Here is a 15,789-nt window from a genome sequence, read left to right on the forward strand (position 1 = left end):
GATAGCTGCCAGCGCTTGTCCAGCAAGCGCTGGGGGCCGATTTCATTCACATTCCTGGGCGATCAGCGTCTTCACCCTCGCGGCGTCGGCCGGCAGCACCTGCACGCGCTTGGGCAGGTCTTCGATGCCGATGAACCTGGCCGGCCGCTCGGGCTCGCGGCCCAGCGCCTCGGTGATGGTGGCGGCGAACTTGATGGGCAGCGCCGTCTCCAGCACGATCATCGGCACGCCCGGTTGCAGGTGCTCGCGCGCCACCTTCACGCCGTCGGCGGTATGGGTGTCGATGGTGACGCCGTGCCGCTGATGCACGTCGCGGATGGTGGCCAGGCGGTCGGCGTGGGTGCTCTTGCCGCTGGCGAAGCCGTAGCGCGCGGCGGCGTTGGCAAAGCGCGTGTCGCCGCTCAGGTCGAAGCGGCCGTCCCTGCCCAGCGCGTCGTGGAACAGCGCGCGCGTGGCAATGCCGTCGCGCCCCAGCAGGTCGAACACGAAGCGCTCGAAATTGCTGGCCTTGCTGATGTCCATGCTGGGGCTGCTGGTCTCGTGCGTGTCGGCGCTGCCGCGCACGCGGTAGACGCCGGTGCGGAAGAACTCGTCCAGCACGTCGTTCTCGTTGGTGGCGACCACGAGTTGCGCAATCGGCAAACCCATCTGGCGCGCCACGTGGCCGGCGCAGACGTTGCCGAAGTTGCCGCTGGGGACGGTGAAGCTGACCTTTTCGTTGTCCGACTTCGTGGCTTCGAAATAGCCAGCGAAGTAATAAACGACTTGGGCCAGCAGCCGCGCCCAGTTGATCGAGTTGACGGTGCCGATCTTGTACTGGCGCTTGAACGCCAGGTCGTTGCTGACGGCCTTGACGATGTCCTGGCAGTCGTCGAACACGCCCTCGACGGCGATGTTGTGGATGTTGGCGTCTTGCAGGCTGAACATCTGCGCCTGCTGGAACGGGCTCATGCGGCCGTGCGGGCTGAGCATGAACACGCGGATGCCGCGCTTGCCGCGCATGGCGTACTCGGCCGCGCTGCCGGTGTCGCCGCTGGTGGCGCCCAGGATGTTGAGCTGCTCGCCCTTCCCTTCGTTTCTTCGGGCCAGCTCATACTCGAACAAATTGCCCAGCAGCTGCATCGCCATGTCCTTGAAGGCCAGCGTGGGGCCGTTGGACAGGGCTTCGAGGACCAGGCCCTCCTCCAGCTTCTTCAGCGGCACGATCTCGCGCGTGCCGAACACCTCGGCGGTGTAGGTCTTCTCGCAGATCGCCTTCAGGTCGGCGGCGGGAATGTCGTCGATGTAGAGGCCGAGGATCTCGAACGCCAGCGCGGCGTAGCCTTGGCTCGCGTGCACGCGGCGCAGCGCGGCCAGGCGGGCGGCGTCGATCCGGGGGTAGTGCTCGGGCAGGTACAGGCCGCCGTCGGGCGCCAGGCCTTCGAGCAGGATGTCGCAGAACTTGCGGGGTGTGGCGTCGCCGCGCGTGGAGAGGTAGCGCATCAGGCCAGCTCTTCCTTGCGGATGCGCACGATCGGCGCCAGCACGCTGGGCAGGCCCTGCAACTGCGCCATGGCGGTGTTCATGGCGCCCTCGCGCGCCTCGTGCGTGAGGATGATGAGGTCGGTCTGCGTGCTGCCTTCGCCGCCCACCTCGTCGGCCTCGCGCTGCAGCAGCGCGTCGATGCTGATGCCGGTCTCGGCCAGGATGGCGGCCACGCGCGCCAGCACGCCGGCCTGGTCGGCCACGCGCAGGCGCAGGTAGTAGCTGGTGACCACGCGCTCCATCGGCAGCACGCTCACGTCGCGCAGGGCGCCAGGCTGGAAGGCCAGGTGCGGCACGCGGTGCTGCGGGTCGCTGGTGGCCAGGCGCGTCACGTCCACCAGGTCGGCGATGACGGCGCTGGCGGTGGGCTCGCTGCCGGCGCCCTTGCCGTAGTAGAGCGTGGTGCCCACGGCGTCGCCGTTGACGACCACCGCGTTCATCGCGCCCTCGACGTTGGCGATCAGGCGCTTGGCCGGCACCAGCGTGGGGTGCACGCGCAATTCAACGCCACGGTTTTGCACGCCCTCGCCTTCGCGCCGCTTGGTGATGCCCAGCAGCTTGATGCGGTAGCCCAGGTGCTCGGCGTAGCGGATGTCGGTGGCCGACAGCTTGGTGATGCCCTCGACGTAGGCCTTGTCGAACTGCACCGGGATGCCGAAGGCGATGGCGCTCATCAGCGTGGCCTTGTGCGCCGCGTCCACGCCCTCGATGTCGAAGGTGGGGTCGGCCTCGGCGTAGCCCAGGCGCTGCGCTTCTTTCAGCACGACGTCGAAGTCCAGCCCCTTGTCGCGCATCTCGGACAGGATGAAGTTCGTGGTGCCGTTGATGATGCCGGCGATCCACTGGATGCGGTTGGCCGTCAGGCCCTCGCGCAGCGCCTTGATGATGGGGATGCCGCCGGCGACGGCCGCCTCGAAGGCGACCATCACGCCGTGCCTCTGCGCGGCCTCGAAGATTTCGGTGCCGTGCACGGCCAGCAGCGCCTTGTTGGCGGTGACCACGTGCTTGCCCGCGGCAATGGCCTCCAGCACCAGCTCGCGCGCCAGTTGGTAGCCGCCGATCAGCTCGACCACGATGTCGATGTCGGGGTGGCGGATGATCTCGCGCGGATCGGCCACCACCGCCGCGGTGTCGCCCACCAGCGCCCTGGCGCGCGCGGTGTCGCGGCGCGACACCATCGCCACCTGGATGCCGCGGCCCGCGCGGCGTTCGATCTCTTCATGGTTGCGGCGCAGCACCTCGTACACGCCCGCCCCTACCGTGCCCAGGCCCATCAGGCCCACTTGAATCGGTTTCATCAAACTATTGAAATAAAAACAGCCCCAGCGCCCGCCCATCAAGCGCGAGCAGCTTCTTTTTTGGTAGCAAAATCGACCACCGCGCCCGCCTTGGCGTGGCGCATGCGGTACTGTTCCAGGAACTTCGCCAGCCGCCCGATGGCCTCGCGCAAATCATCTTCATGCGGCAGGAAGACGATGCGGAAGTGCTGGTTGTCCGGGTAGTTGAAGCCCGAGCCCTGCACCAGCATCACGCGCGTGGCGCGCAGCACCTCCATGAAGAACTGGCGGTCGTCGGCGATGGGGTACATCCTCGGGTCGAGCCGCGGGAACATGTACAGCGCCGCCTGCGGCTTGACGCAGGTGACGCCGGGGATCGCGGTGATCAACTCATACGCCAGGTCGCGCTGGCGGCGCAGGCGCCCACCCTCCTTCACCAGGTCGTTGATGCTCTGGTAGCCGCCCAGCGCCGTCTGGATCGCCCACTGGCCCGGCACGTTGGAGCCGAGCTTGAGGTTGGCCAGCATGTTCAGGCCCTCGACGTAGTCGCGCGCGGCCGCCTTGTCGCCCGACACCACCATCCACCCGGCGCGAAAGCCGCACGAGCGATAGGCCTTGGAGAGCGAGTTGAAGGTGAGCGTGAGCACGTCGGTGGACAGGCTCGCCAGCGAGGTGAACCGCGCGCCCTCGTACAGCACCTTGTCGTACACCTCGTCCACCAGCAGCACCAGTTCGTGCTCGCGCGCGATCTGCACGATGCCCTGGAGCAGCTCGGTGGAATACAGCACGCCCGTGGGGTTGTTGGGGTTGATGACCGCGATGCCGCGCGTGCGTGGGCCGATCTTGGCGCGCATGTCGGCCAGGTCGGGCATCCAGCCGTCTTCCTCGCGGCAGGCGTAATGCACCGGCCTGCCGCCGGCGAGGCTGGTGGCCGCCGTCCACAGCGGGTAGTCGGGCGAGGGCACGAGCAGTTCGTCGCCATCGTCGAGCAGCGCGTTGGTCGCCATCACGATCAGCTCGCTCGCGCCGTTGCCCAGGTAGATGTCGTCCAGCGTCACGCCAGCGATGCCGAGCTGCTGCGTGTAGTGCATCACCGCCTTGCGCGCGGCGAAGATGCCCTTGCTGTCGGAGTAGCCGGCCGAATCCGGCAGGTTGCGCGCCATGTCCTGCACCACCTCCTCGGGCGCGTCGAAGCCGAACGGCGCCATGTTGCCGATGTTCAGCTTGATGATCTTCTGGCCCTCGTCCTCCATCTGGCGGGCCGCGTCCACGATCGGTCCGCGCACGTCGTACAGCACGTTGGCCAGCTTGGCCGACTTGAGGATGGGCTTCATGGGAACACCTCGCGCAAAGGCTCGCGTTGCAGGGAAACATAGAATTGGAACACATCCGTCCACAGCGCCCCGCGCCACCCGCATGAAATTCCAGCCCGACCAGTTCGGCTCCGCCATCACGGGCTACGGACCGGGCTGGGTCGCCGTGGCGGGCCAGCGCATCGCCCACAGCCTGGTGCTGCATCCGGACGGCCAGCGCAGCGCCTGGCCGCCGCGCCACTTCGCCGACCTGGGCGCCGCCGACTTCGCGCCGCTGGCGCGGGAACGCCCCGAGCTGGTGGTGTTCGGCAGCGGGGAGCGCCTGCGCTTCCCCAGGCCCGCCTGGGTGCGCGCCCTGATCGAGGCCGGCATCGGCATCGAGACCATGGACACGCCCGCCGCCTGCCGCACCTACAACATACTGGCCGGAGAAGGCCGCCGCGTCGTCGCGGCCTTGCTGGTGGAGCCGGGCGAAGCAGGGCCGGATGCGCTAAAATAAGGAGGTGGTCAGTGTTGCCCGAATCTCCCGCAAGCGCTTGTTCGGCGCGGCGGGATTTGCTCTTCTGGGGCAGGCATCGGGCGGCATGTCAGTAGAAACCTTTGGAGATTCAAGCGCTTATGGCTGTCGTCGTCAACAAACCCCTCCCCGAATTCGAAGCGATGGCCACCAGCGGCGCCAAGGTCACCAACACCTCCCACCTGGGCCAGGCCCTGATCCTGTACTTCTACCCCAAGGACAACACCCCCGGCTGCACCACCGAGGCCATGCAGTTCCGCGACAAGTACAAGGACTTCGTCAAGGCCGGCGCCGTGGTCTACGGCGTGAGCCGCGACAACATGAAGTCGCACGAGGACTTCAAGGCCAAGCTGGAGCTGCCCTTCGAGCTGATCGCCGACACCGAGGAGAAGATGTGCCACATGTTCGGCGTGGTCAAGAACAAGATCATGTACGGCAAGAAGGTCAAGGGCATCGAGCGCAGCACCTTCCTCGTCAATGCCGAAGGCATCCTGGTGCAGGAGTGGCGCGGCCTGAAGGTGCCGGGCCACGTGGAAGAAGTCCTGAAAGCCGTGAAAGTCCTCAAGAAGGCCGCCTGAACGCCGGCGCCCGGCGTCACCGGGCTCATGCATAATGGGCCGCGATGTGGTTGCAGCCGTTTCGTCATCCAGCTCTTGAAGAAGCCGCCTTGGCAGCCAAGGCGGCTTTTTCATTGGGGCTTGCGATGGACGTGGCGGCAGCGCCGCTTCCCTTGAGCTGAACCACGAGCCGACACGCGCATGCCCCTGCCTCCCCCGCCCGCCAAACGCGGCGCCCAGTTGTCCTCCGACGTCATCGACCTGGCCGCGCGCCGCGCCAAGTCCCGCCCCGCCCCCGCGCAGCAGGCGCTGCCGCGACCGGAGAGCGAAGCGCCCGCCGCCGCGCAGCCGATGGCCCTGATGCGCCCGCCCGCACAGGCACAGGCTCCGCAGGCGCGCGCCCCCGAGTACCCCGCCGCGCCGCCGCCCGCCGCCAGGCCGCCCCGCGCCGCCCCGCCCGAGCGCCCCGCGCCCAAGCGCAAGGCGCGCGGCAGCGGCCCCACGCGCCTGTTCGTGCTCGACACCAACGTGCTGCTGCACGACCCGTCGGCGCTGTTCCGCTTCGAGGAGCACGACATCTTCCTGCCGATGATCGTGCTGGAAGAGCTGGACGCGCACAAGAAAGGCATGACCGAGGTCGCCCGCAACGGCCGCCAGACCAGCCGCCTGCTGGATGCGCTGGCCGGCGTCAAGGGCGCCGACATGGCGCAGGGCCTGAAGCTCGACTCCACCGGCTACGCCGACGCCGGCGGCAAGCTGTACTTCCAGACCTCGCCGCTCGACGCCACCATGCCCGCCGCCCTGCCCCCGGGCAAGGCCGACAACCAGATCCTGGGCGTCGTCGCCGCGCTGGAGAAGCAGCACGCCCCGCGCGAGGTCATCCTGGTGTCCAAGGACATCAACATGCGCGTGAAGGCGCGCGCGCTCGGCCTGGCCGCCGAGGACTACGAGAACGACAAGACGCTGGAAGACGGCGACCTGCTCTACTCCGGCGTGCAGCAGCTGCCGCCCGACTTCTGGACGCGCCAGAGCAAGACGGTGGAGAGCTGGCAGAGCGGCAGCGCCACCTACTACCGCATCGGCGGCCCGGCGGTGGCCAGCCTGCAGATCAACCAGTTCGTCTATTTCGAATCGCCCGGCGAGCCCAGCCTGTACGCCCGCGTCACCGAGATCCGCGACAAGACCGCGGTGCTGCGCACGCTGAAGGACTACGCCCACCTGAAGAACGCCGTCTGGGGCGTGACGGCGCGCAACCGCGAGCAGAACTTCGCCCTCAACCTGCTGATGGACCCGGAGATCGACTTCGTCACCCTGGCCGGCACCGCCGGCACCGGCAAGACCCTGCTGGCGCTGGCCTCGGGCCTGACGCAGGTGCTGGACGATCGCCGCTACACCGAGATCATCATGACCCGCGCCACCGTCAGCGTGGGCGAGGACATCGGCTTCCTGCCCGGCACCGAGGAGGAGAAGATGGGCCCCTGGATGGGCGCGCTGGACGACAACCTGGAGTTCCTGGCCAAGGGCGACGCCAGCGGCGCCGGCGAGTGGGGGCGCGCCGCCACCAACGAGCTGATCCGCAGCCGCATCAAGATCAAGAGCATGAACTTCATGCGCGGGCGCACCTTCATGAACAAGTGGATCATCATCGACGAGGCGCAGAACCTCACGCCCAAGCAGATGAAGACCCTGATCACCCGCGCCGGCCCCGGCACCAAGATCATCTGCATGGGCAACCTGGCGCAGATCGACACGCCCTACCTCACCGAAGGCTCCAGCGGCCTCACCTACGCCGTGGACCGCTTCAAGGGCTGGCCGCACGGCGGCCACGTCACCCTGGCGCGCGGCGAGCGCTCGCGGCTGGCGGACTTCGCCAGCGAGGTGCTCTGAGCACCTGCCGGTTTCAAGGGAAATCGGCCTCCAGCGCCCGCCAGTCAAGCGCTGGCAGCTATTCTTTCAAGAGCATTCGCGGTGCGGGTGCCGCCCCCGCCCCGGTTCCAGTCGCCCGCAGACGCGGCATCCGCTGACATGCGCACGCCAGCGGGCTCGGCTATGCTGGCCTCTCACCTTCCAGCCAGCCAGCCCCGACGGCCCGCCAGCCATTTCCCTCACCCACCGGAGAGCACTGAAATGATCCGCTTGAACACCTTCACCACGGCCGCGGCCGTCATCGCCGCCGGCGCCGCGCTCACGGCCTGCGGCAGCATGGACAAAGGCGGCGCCACGGCGCGCGCCAGCCTGGCGCCCACCGCCGCCATCGCCCCCAACCCGACCACCGGCAGCGCGACCTTCACCGCGCTGGCGCACGGCGTGCGCGTGGCCGGCGAGGTGCGCGGCCTCCCGCCGGGCAGCGAGCACGGCTTCCACATCCACGAAAAAGGCGACTGCGGCGACAACGGCAACGCCTCGGGCGGCCACTTCAACCCCGCCGGCGGCATGCACGGCAAGTTCGGCGCCGCCGGCACCCACGCGGGCGAACTGCCCAGCCTGGTGGCCGACGCCGCCGGCGTGGCGCGCTTCAGCGTGGACGCGCACAGCATTTCACTCACCGACGGCGCGGCCAACAGCGTCGTCGGCCGCGCGCTGGTCGTGCACCGCGACCCCGACGACTTCACCACCCAGCCGGCCGGCAACTCCGGCCCGCGCATCGCCTGCGCCGTGATCACGCGCGGCTGAGCGGCGGGCGCCCGTCGTCAGCGCCAGCCCGAGAGCACGATCTTGCCGATGGCGCGGCCGCTCTCCAGCAGCGCATGCGCCTCGCGCAGGTTCTGTGCATCGATGGCCCCGAGGGACTGCGTGCGGGTGGTCGCCACTCTGCCCTGGTCGGCGAGTTCGGCCACCTTGCGCAGAATGGCCTGCTGGCGGGCGATGTCGGCCGTGCCCAGCAGCGGGCGCGTGAACATGAACTCCCAGTGGACCGACAGGCTCTTGCGCTTGAGCGGGACGATGTCGAGCGACGCCGGGTCGTCCACCAGCGCGATGCGGCCCTGCGGCGCGATCAGCTCGGCGATGCCGGGAAGATAGGCGTCGGTGCCGGCCGTGGAGAACACGAAGGCCGGCGCCCCCAGGCCCAGCGCCTCGACCTGTGCCGCCAAGGGCTGGCGGTGGTCGATCACGTGGTGCGCGCCCAGCTTCCTGGCCCACGCCACCGTTTCCGGGCGCGAGGCCGTGGCGATGACGGTCAGGTCCGTCAAGGCGCGCGCGAGCTGGATCGTCATCGACCCCACGCCGCCCGCGCCGCCGATCACGACCAGGGCGTTCGCCGCGCCCGCCACGGGCCGCTCGACGCACAGGCGGTCGAACAGGGTTTCCCAGGCGGTCAGCGCGGTCAGCGGCAAGGCGGCCGCGTCCTCCGCGGACAGCGTGGCCGGCGCATGGGCGGCGATGCGTGCGTCCACGGCCTGCAGCTCGGCATAACAGCCCGGGCGGTCGATCGCGCCGGCGTAGAACACCTGGTCCCCGGCCTTGAAACCGGTGGCGCGGGCACCGACCGCGCGCACGCGGCCGACGGCATCCCAGCCGAGGATGCGCCACGTGCCGGCGGCCGGCTGCGCGGAGGCCCGCACCTTGGCGTCCGCCGGGTTGACGGCGATGGCCTGCACCTCGACGAGCAGATCCTGCTCGCCGTATTCGGGCTCGGGCAGGTCCAGATCGAGCAGGGAACGGGGATCGGAAACGGGCAATGGTTGGTTGAAACCGATGGCTTTCATGAGGACTCCATGTCGCAAAACGATGCGCGCCATTCTTGCCGCTATTGCCGATTTATGTAAGAACGCACATACTTTGCATATAGTGTCGAAAAAGGTACTGCACTGCCATGGCCCGTGTTCCCCATGAGACCTTCACCTGCGCCACCGGCTGCACGGTCGAGGCCACGCTCGACCTGATCGGCGGCAAGTGGAAGGGCGTCATCCTCTACCGCCTGCTCACCGAGGAAGTGCTGCGCTTCAACGAACTGCGCCGCCTGCTGCCCAGCATCACGCAGCGCATGCTGACCAACCAGCTGCGGGAGCTGGAGGGCGACGGGCTGATCGCCCGCAAGGTCTATCCGGAAGTACCGCCCAAGGTCGAATACCGGCTGACGGCCTACGGCCAGACCTTGAAGCCGGTGATCCACGCCTTGAAGAAATGGGGCGATGCCCACGTCGAGAGCCTGTCCGCGCGGGCAGATGCGGCACGGTAAGGCCCGGGGTCTCGCCGCCGCTTCCGACGAATCGCTACGCTATCGATAGCTGCCAGCGCTCGCCCAGCAAGCGTTGGCAGCCTTTTTTATTCCACACCGTCAAGCTCCTGACAACACGCTGTCAGGAGCGGGTGCGCAGCATCGGGGCTCCTCAACTTTCAACCCAAGGAGCCCCTCATGCAGAACGCCAACACCTGGTTCGAGATCCCCGTGCGCGACCTGGCCGCCGCGCAGCGCTTTTACGAAGCCCTGCTCGGCCGGCCGATGCGCGGCACCGAGGACGTGGGCGGCGAGAACATGGCCGTGTTCGCCCACGACAAGCCCGGCGCCGGCGGCTGCCTGGTGCAGCGCGACGGCCACCGCGCCGTGCAGGGCGGCACCCTGGTGTACCTGGACAGCGCGCCCAGCGTGCAGGCCGCGCTCGACCGCGCCCAGGCCGCCGGCGGCCGCGTGGTGGCCCCGCGCACGCTGATCGCGCCGGGCATCGGCTACTTCGCCCACGTCGCGGACGTGGACGGCAACGTGGTCGGCCTGCATGCGGCCGACTGAAGCTGAAGCGCGCGCCGCCATGGACCCGCAAGCCTTCTTCTGGCGCACGATGGCCGGCGAGCTGCCGCCGCCCCGCGCCTTCCAGACCCTCGGCGGACGCATCGTGCATGCGGACGCCGAGGCCGGCACCGTGGAAGCCACCTTCCAGGCCACCGAAGCCCTCGCCAACCCGATGGGCCACGTGCAGGGCGGGTTCCTGGCGGCCATGCTCGACGACACCCTGGGGCCGGCGCTGGCCGCCACCCTGGCGCGCGACCAGTTCGCGCCGACGCTGCAACTCAGCGTCACCTTCCTGCGCCCCGCGAAGACCGGCCTGCTGCACGGCACCGGGCGCGTGCTGCGGCGCGGCCGCGAGGTCTGCCACCTGGCCGGCGAGCTGCGGCAGGACGGCGAGGTGGTGGCATCGGCCCTGGCCACGGCGCTGGTGCGACAAACCGCACCCCACACACCATGAGCACCACCGCCCTCTCCTCCTTCGCCATCGACCTGGCCTGCCGCTGCGGCGCCGCGCGCCTGCGCGTGGCCGGCGAGCCCGTGGCCCAGCTCTACTGCCACTGCGACGACTGCCGCGCCGCCCACGCGGCCGCGTACGTGGCGGCGGCCATCTACCCCGCGGCCGCCGTCACCGCACATGGCGGCGCGCTGGCCGCCACCGTGGTCCGCGCCACCCCGCGCATGCGCTGCGCGGCCTGCGCCACCCACCTGTTCTCCGAGCTCGCCGCGCCGGGCCTGCGCAGCGTCAACGCCTTCCTGCTGCCCGCCGGCGCGTTCCGGCCGCAGATACACGTGCAGTGCCAACACGCCGTCCTGCCCGTGCGCGACGCGCTGCCGCACTTCAAGGGCTTTCCGCCCGGCTTCGGCGGAACCGACGAGCGGGTGGCCTGGTAGCCGGGCGATACTGCCCCATGCGCCGCGCCGACCGCCTGTTCCAGATCGTCCAGCTCATCCGCGGGCGGCGGCTCACCACGGCCGCCTTCCTGGCGCGTCGGCTCGAAGTGTCGGAGCGCACCGTCTACCGCGACGTGGCCGATCTGCAAAGCCAAGGGGTGCCGATCGAGGGCGAGGCCGGCATCGGCTACCGGCTGGGCGCGGGCTTCGAGCTGCCGCCGCTGATGTTCACGCAGGACGAGGCGCGCGCCCTGGTCGCCGCCGCGCGGCTGGCGCAGAGCTGGCTGGATGCGGGCATGGCCGGCGACGTGGAAGGCGCTCTAGGCAAGATCCTCTCCGTGCTGCCGCCGGCGGCACGCGCCTCGGCCGAGTCGCTGGCGCTGTATGCGCCGCCCATGTTCCTCGATGAAGCCGCGCGCCAGCGCCTGCAGACGCTGCGCGAGGCCGTGCAGTCGCGCCACAGGCTGGGCCTGGACTACCGCGACGTGCAGGAAGCGCCCTCGCGGCGCACGGTGCGGCCGCTGGGCTGCTTCTACTGGGGCAAGGTCTGGACGCTGGCGGCATGGTGCGAACTGCGCGGCGACTTCCGCAGCTTCCGCATCGACCGCATCGATGCCGTGCAGGTGCTGGACGAGCGCTTCGCCGACGAGCCCGGCAAGACGCTGGCGGAGATGCTGCGCCGCCTGCGCGAACACAGGCCGCGGCCGGTTTAGCTACGCTATCGATAGCTGCCAGCGCTTGCCAGACAAGCGCTGGAGGCCGATTTGGCTTGAATTTCCCGGCAGAGCACCCGCGCGCGCCTACCCTCCTCCACCGAGCGGCTTGAGCAGCTCCGCCACGTCGCTTTCGGTGAACAGCGGCTGCTCGCGCGCGGCCGCGCCGGTCAGCAGGCCCTGCGCCAGCGCGGCCTTGCGCGCTTGCAGGGCGAGGATGCGCTCTTCGATGGTGCCTTCGGCCACCAGCTTGTAGGCCAGCACCTGGCGCGTCTGGCCGATGCGGTGGGCGCGGCCCGTGGCCTGGGCTTCGACGGCGGGGTTCCACCAGGGGTCGTAGTGGATCACGGTGTCGGCCTGTTGCAGGTTCAGGCCCGTGCCGCCCGCCTTCAGGCTGATGAGGAACAGCGGCACCTCGCCGCTGGTAAAGCGCGCTATGGCTTCTTCGCGCTTTTGCGTTTGGCCCGTCAACTTGGTCCAGCGCAGGCCCTCGGCTTGCAGGCGTTCTTCGATCAGCGTGAGCATGCTGGTGAATTGCGAGAACAGCAGCACGCGGCGGCCTTCCTCGATGAGGGGCGGCAGCAGTTCCATCAGCAGGTCGAGCTTGGCCGATGCCTTGCACTTTTGCGCGGCATCGGTCTTGAGCAGGCGCGGGTCGCAGCAGACCTGGCGCAGCTTGAGCAGGGCGTCGAGCACCTGGATCTGCGAGCGCGCCAGGCCGCGTTCGGCCAGGGCGTCGCGCACGGCTTTCTCGGTGGCGAGGCGGATGGTTTCGTACAGGTCGGCCTGCTTGCCCGGCAGGGTCACGCGCAGCACGCTCTCGGTCAGCGGGGGCAGTTCGGCGGCGACGGCGGTTTTGGTCCGGCGCAGCATGAAGGGGGTGACGCGCTGGCGCAGCCGGGCCAGCGCGCCGGTGTCGCCCAGCTTTTCGATGGGGGTGCGGAACAGTTCGCCAAAGCGCTTGTGGCTGCCCAGGAAACCGGGCATCAGGAAGTGGAACAGGCTCCACAGCTCGCCCAGGTGGTTTTCCAGCGGCGTGCCGGACAGGGCGATGCGCTGGCGCGCGTCCAGCCCGGCCACGACTTGCGCGGCCTGGGTGCTGGCGTTCTTGATGTGCTGCGCCTCGTCCAGCACCACGGCGTGCCAGCGCTGGCCCAGCCAGCGTTCGCGGTCGCGTTGCAGCAGCGAATACGGGGCGATGAGCAGGTCGCAGTCTTCGGCAAAGCCGGTGCCGTGCCGGCCCGCGCCGTGCCACACGCGGGTGCGCAGGCTGGGGGCGAAGCGCGCGGCCTCGCTGCGCCAGTTGCCCAGCAGGCTGACGGGGGCGATGACGAGGCTGGGCCGGTCCAGGCGCCCGTCTTCCTGCTCGCGCAGCAGGTGGGCCAGGGTTTGCAGGGTCTTGCCCAGGCCCATGTCGTCGGCCAGCACGCCGCCCAGGTGGTGGGCGCGCAGGAATTGCAGCCACGCCAGGCCGTGGCGCTGGTAGGGGCGCAGCTCGGCGTGCAGGCCGGCGGGCACGGGCACGTCGGGCAAGGCGCCCGCGCCCGTCAGTTGGGCGACCATGGCGCGCAAATGCGCCGCGCCGTCCCACACCGCGCCCTCGCCCAAAGATGCGGCCAGGCGCAGGGCCTCCAGGCGCGAGAGGCGGCCATCGCCGATGTCGCGCTCGCCCACCAGCTCCAGCAGGGCGCGCAGCCAGGGTTGCAGCGGGGCGGAGGGCAGGCGCAGCCAGCGGCCATCGGGCTGCTCTTGCCACAGCCATTCGGGCAAGGCGGGGCCTTCGGGCGTGGGCCGCACCTGCGCGAGCCAGCCGGGCAGCCAGGGCAGCACGTCGATGCGCTGGCCGCCCAGGTCGATGCCGAGCGAGAGGTCGAACCACGCGCTGCCGTCACCATCGCCCTGCCCTTCTTCGGCCATGCCGACGTGCAGTTCGTCGATGGTCTGCACCAGCTCGTCCACGCCGGGGGCGAGGTCGAGCACGAAGCCCGCCGCGCGCAGCGGCGCCCAGTCTTGCGCGGCCCAGTCCAGCCAGACGGTGGGGTGGGCTTGGCCAAAGCGGCCCAGGCCCCGGTCCGCCAGGCCCAGCGCGTGCAGGCGGACGATGGCGGCGTCTTCCTGCGCCAGGTCGCGCGTGAGCAGCACGGCATTGCCGTGGGGGCTGTCGGCCAGCACCACCGCATCGCGCCCCGGCCACCAGCCGCGCAGGCCGCCGTAGCCAAAGCGCAGCGCCGCGGCCACCAGCCCTTGCGCGGCGCGCTCGGCGGGCGGCGACAGGGCCAGCACCAGGTGCGGCACGGGCACGCACGGCGGCCAGCGCTCGGGTGCCTGCACGCCGGGCGGCCAGGGCAGCGGGGCCAGTTGCCTGAGCAGGCGGGCCGATGGCGCGGCGAAGGCCGAGGCGGGCAGCGGCGGCGCGGCCAGCATCAGCGGCAGGTGCGCGGCTTCCACCTGCGGCGCATGCACGCTGCCGCAGGCGTGGGCGGCCTGGTCGGCATACAGCACCCCCGGCGGGCAGGCGAACAGATCGGCCGGGCCGCCTTGCAGGCTGGGGGCGAGCTGCCAGAGCGGCTCTTGCCCGGCGGCGGCGGGCGCGGGCTGCCAGGCCCAGTCGATGGCGCGCTCGCCGCCCCAGGCCAGCGGCTCGCCGGTGATGCCGCCCTGCGCGTCGGCCAGGTACAGCCGCCCGGTCGCCGCGCAGGCTTGCAGCGCCAGCAGGCCCACGCTGCCTTGCACCGGGTGCCAGGTGGCGGAGGCGTAGCCGTAGCGCATGTCCTGCAACGCGCGCACCAGGCGCACGGCCTGGGCGTCTGGCGACTGCGGGCCCAGGCGCTGCTCCGCGCCATACGGCGGGGTGTGCGGCCGGGACCAGCCGCCGCGCTTGAGCGGGCGGGCCATCTGCCAGGCCAGCTCCAACCCGCGCAGCGGGCCGGATCCCCCGGCCACGGCACGCAGCAGGTAAACGGATTGATCCTGGTAGCCCTCGGGCGCGGGCGGCGGCGGCACGTGCAGGCTGTCGATGTGGCGCAGCCACTGCTCCACGCGCTGCATGGGCGGCGGCTCCCCACGGGCCTGGGCGGGTGCCGGCGGTGCGCCTTCCCAGCGCGCATGCTGCGCCCCGGCGTGCAGGGCCAACGCCACGGCGTGCTTGCAGTCGAAGCCCACGGGGCAGGTGCACTCGCCAAGGAAATTCACCAGCGCGCCGCCTTCGGAAAACTCCAGCCGCACATCCACGCCGTAGGGCTGCCGCTGGCTGCCCTGCACCTGCCCCTCCAGCACCCAGATGCGCAGCACGCGCTTGCCGTCGTCCTCTTCGTCCTCGTTCACGATGCACTCGCGCACCTGGCCGCCGCGCGCCAGCGCCCGGCCCCGCTCCAGCGTGGCGGCGCCGACGTGGCCGCGCAGTTCATCGGGGTGGGAGAGGAAGCTCATGGATGGATTATTCAAAAATGATAGCTGCTCGCGCTTGTATTTACTCGTTTTCAGACACAAAAGTTCCTGAAATTCAGGATAGGCAAGCGCCAGCCGCTATGAAAAATGTATGTTGCCAGGCCATCCGCGTACGACCGGGCGGCGGCTGGGGCAGCAGATCGCCGCAGCGGTGCGCGGCGGCGGCGTGTCGCGGGAAACCGGAAGGCAGCGGGGCCTCGGTGTGCCATAGCCGCTACCCGTTTCCACTGGTGCCACGTCCCGAATCCGAATCGTCAGCACGACGACGATCCACCAGGATCGCGCTGGCGATCACGTTGAAAAGATGATCGGCACGGGGCGCGTGCGAGGGCTGCTCGCGCAGCCACGCCAGCGCGGCGATCAGGTCGAACAGCGCCGCCCCGTCCAGATCGGCCCGCGCATGGCCTTCGGCCTGGGCGCGGGCCAGCAGCGCCGCACCCGCCGCGCGCAGCGAAACGCACGACGCGTGCAGCGCGGAGTTTTCATCCTCGATGGCGTTCATCATCGGCGCGATGACGCCGCGGTGCCCGTGCGTGAACGCGATGATTTCCCGCAGCCACGCCAGCAGCGCATCGTCCGGCGCGCCAGACGCTTCGAGCCCCTGGGCCCTGGCCGCCAGCGCGTCGAAGCTGGAGCGCAGCAAGGCTTCGAGCAAGGCCTCTCGCGTCGGGAAGTGCCGGTACAGCGTGCCCAGGCCAACGCCGGCCCGGCGCGCGACGTCGCGCAAGGACGCATCGGCGCCTTGTTCGGTGAAAACGTCGCGGGCGACCGCGAGTAGCTGGTCGTAGTTCTTTTTCGCGTCGGCTCGCATGGGGCTCCTTGAC

General features: G+C 70.1%; 15 protein-coding genes. 9 read left to right on the forward strand and 6 right to left on the reverse strand.

Going from position 1 to position 15,789, the window contains the following annotated elements; translation table 11 throughout:
- Positions 1–42 precede the first annotated feature (42 nt).
- Genes thrC through QM772_RS03725 form a run of 3 tightly spaced genes read right to left on the reverse strand, consistent with a single transcriptional unit; the run spans position 43 to position 4,135 of the window.
- Entirely contained in the window at positions 43–1,482 is a 1,440-nt protein-coding gene (gene thrC, locus QM772_RS03715; RefSeq protein ID WP_415134111.1) for a threonine synthase, read from the reverse strand.
- Positions 1,482–2,822 (reverse strand): homoserine dehydrogenase, encoded by a 1,341-nt coding sequence (locus QM772_RS03720; protein ID WP_415134112.1) that lies wholly within the window; start codon positions 2,820–2,822, stop codon positions 1,482–1,484. Before QM772_RS03720 ends, thrC begins: the two co-directional genes overlap by 1 nt.
- A 38-nt stretch (positions 2,823–2,860) precedes the next feature.
- Positions 2,861–4,135 carry a pyridoxal phosphate-dependent aminotransferase gene (locus QM772_RS03725; protein WP_415134113.1) on the reverse strand — a complete coding sequence of 425 codons (1,275 nt, stop codon included), beginning with the start codon at positions 4,133–4,135 and terminating at the stop codon, positions 2,861–2,863.
- 82 nt (positions 4,136–4,217) lie between these two features.
- Between QM772_RS03725 and QM772_RS03730 the strand changes: the two genes are divergently transcribed.
- From QM772_RS03730 to QM772_RS03745, 4 genes are all read left to right on the forward strand, one after another.
- Positions 4,218–4,613, forward strand: a complete 396-nt coding sequence (locus tag QM772_RS03730; protein ID WP_415134114.1) for an Mth938-like domain-containing protein — start codon at positions 4,218–4,220, stop codon at positions 4,611–4,613.
- Between the two features lie 119 nt (positions 4,614–4,732).
- Entirely contained in the window at positions 4,733–5,209 is a 477-nt protein-coding gene (locus QM772_RS03735) for a peroxiredoxin (protein ID WP_415134115.1), read from the forward strand.
- A gap of 180 nt (positions 5,210–5,389) precedes the next feature.
- Complete coding sequence (locus QM772_RS03740) at positions 5,390–7,075, forward strand: PhoH family protein (protein WP_415134116.1); 1,686 nt, start codon at positions 5,390–5,392, stop codon at positions 7,073–7,075.
- A gap of 240 nt (positions 7,076–7,315) precedes the next feature.
- Positions 7,316–7,861 carry a superoxide dismutase family protein gene (locus QM772_RS03745; RefSeq protein WP_415134117.1) on the forward strand — a complete coding sequence of 182 codons (546 nt, stop codon included), beginning with the start codon at positions 7,316–7,318 and terminating at the stop codon, positions 7,859–7,861.
- A gap of 17 nt (positions 7,862–7,878) precedes the next feature.
- Here QM772_RS03745 and QM772_RS03750 read toward each other — a convergent pair whose 3' ends face one another.
- Entirely contained in the window at positions 7,879–8,895 is a 1,017-nt protein-coding gene (locus QM772_RS03750; RefSeq protein ID WP_415134118.1) for a zinc-binding alcohol dehydrogenase family protein, read from the reverse strand.
- A 107-nt stretch (positions 8,896–9,002) separates the two neighbouring features.
- On the opposite strand from QM772_RS03750, the gene QM772_RS03755 reads away from it, so the two are divergent.
- The 5 genes from QM772_RS03755 (at position 9,003) to QM772_RS03775 (ending at position 11,518) form a co-directional block, all read left to right on the forward strand.
- Entirely contained in the window at positions 9,003–9,368 is a 366-nt protein-coding gene (locus QM772_RS03755) for a winged helix-turn-helix transcriptional regulator (protein WP_415134119.1), read from the forward strand.
- Between the two features lie 177 nt (positions 9,369–9,545).
- Positions 9,546–9,917 (forward strand): VOC family protein, encoded by a 372-nt coding sequence (locus QM772_RS03760; protein WP_415134120.1) that lies wholly within the window; start codon positions 9,546–9,548, stop codon positions 9,915–9,917.
- A 19-nt stretch (positions 9,918–9,936) separates the two neighbouring features.
- A complete protein-coding gene (locus QM772_RS03765) occupies positions 9,937–10,371 on the forward strand; it encodes a PaaI family thioesterase (protein WP_415134121.1) in 435 nt (144 codons plus the stop codon).
- On the forward strand, positions 10,368–10,805 hold the full coding sequence (locus QM772_RS03770; RefSeq protein WP_415134122.1) for a GFA family protein: 438 nt from the start codon (positions 10,368–10,370) through the stop codon (positions 10,803–10,805). The genes QM772_RS03765 and QM772_RS03770 overlap by 4 nt, the downstream gene beginning before the upstream one ends.
- 17 nt (positions 10,806–10,822) lie before the next feature.
- Entirely contained in the window at positions 10,823–11,518 is a 696-nt protein-coding gene (locus QM772_RS03775) for a helix-turn-helix transcriptional regulator (RefSeq protein ID WP_415134123.1), read from the forward strand.
- An 87-nt stretch (positions 11,519–11,605) separates the two neighbouring features.
- On the opposite strand, the gene QM772_RS03780 is transcribed toward QM772_RS03775, so the two are convergent.
- Together QM772_RS03780 and QM772_RS03785 are read right to left on the reverse strand one after the other, a co-directional pair.
- Positions 11,606–14,947, reverse strand: a complete 3,342-nt coding sequence (locus QM772_RS03780; RefSeq protein WP_415134124.1) for an SNF2-related protein — start codon at positions 14,945–14,947, stop codon at positions 11,606–11,608.
- Between the two features lie 232 nt (positions 14,948–15,179).
- Positions 15,180–15,776 carry a TetR/AcrR family transcriptional regulator gene (locus QM772_RS03785; protein WP_415134125.1) on the reverse strand — a complete coding sequence of 199 codons (597 nt, stop codon included), beginning with the start codon at positions 15,774–15,776 and terminating at the stop codon, positions 15,180–15,182.
- Positions 15,777–15,789: the final 13 nt, after the last annotated feature.

The organism is Ottowia sp., from assembly GCF_047601385.1.
GTDB lineage: Bacteria > Pseudomonadota > Gammaproteobacteria > Burkholderiales > Burkholderiaceae_C > Ottowia.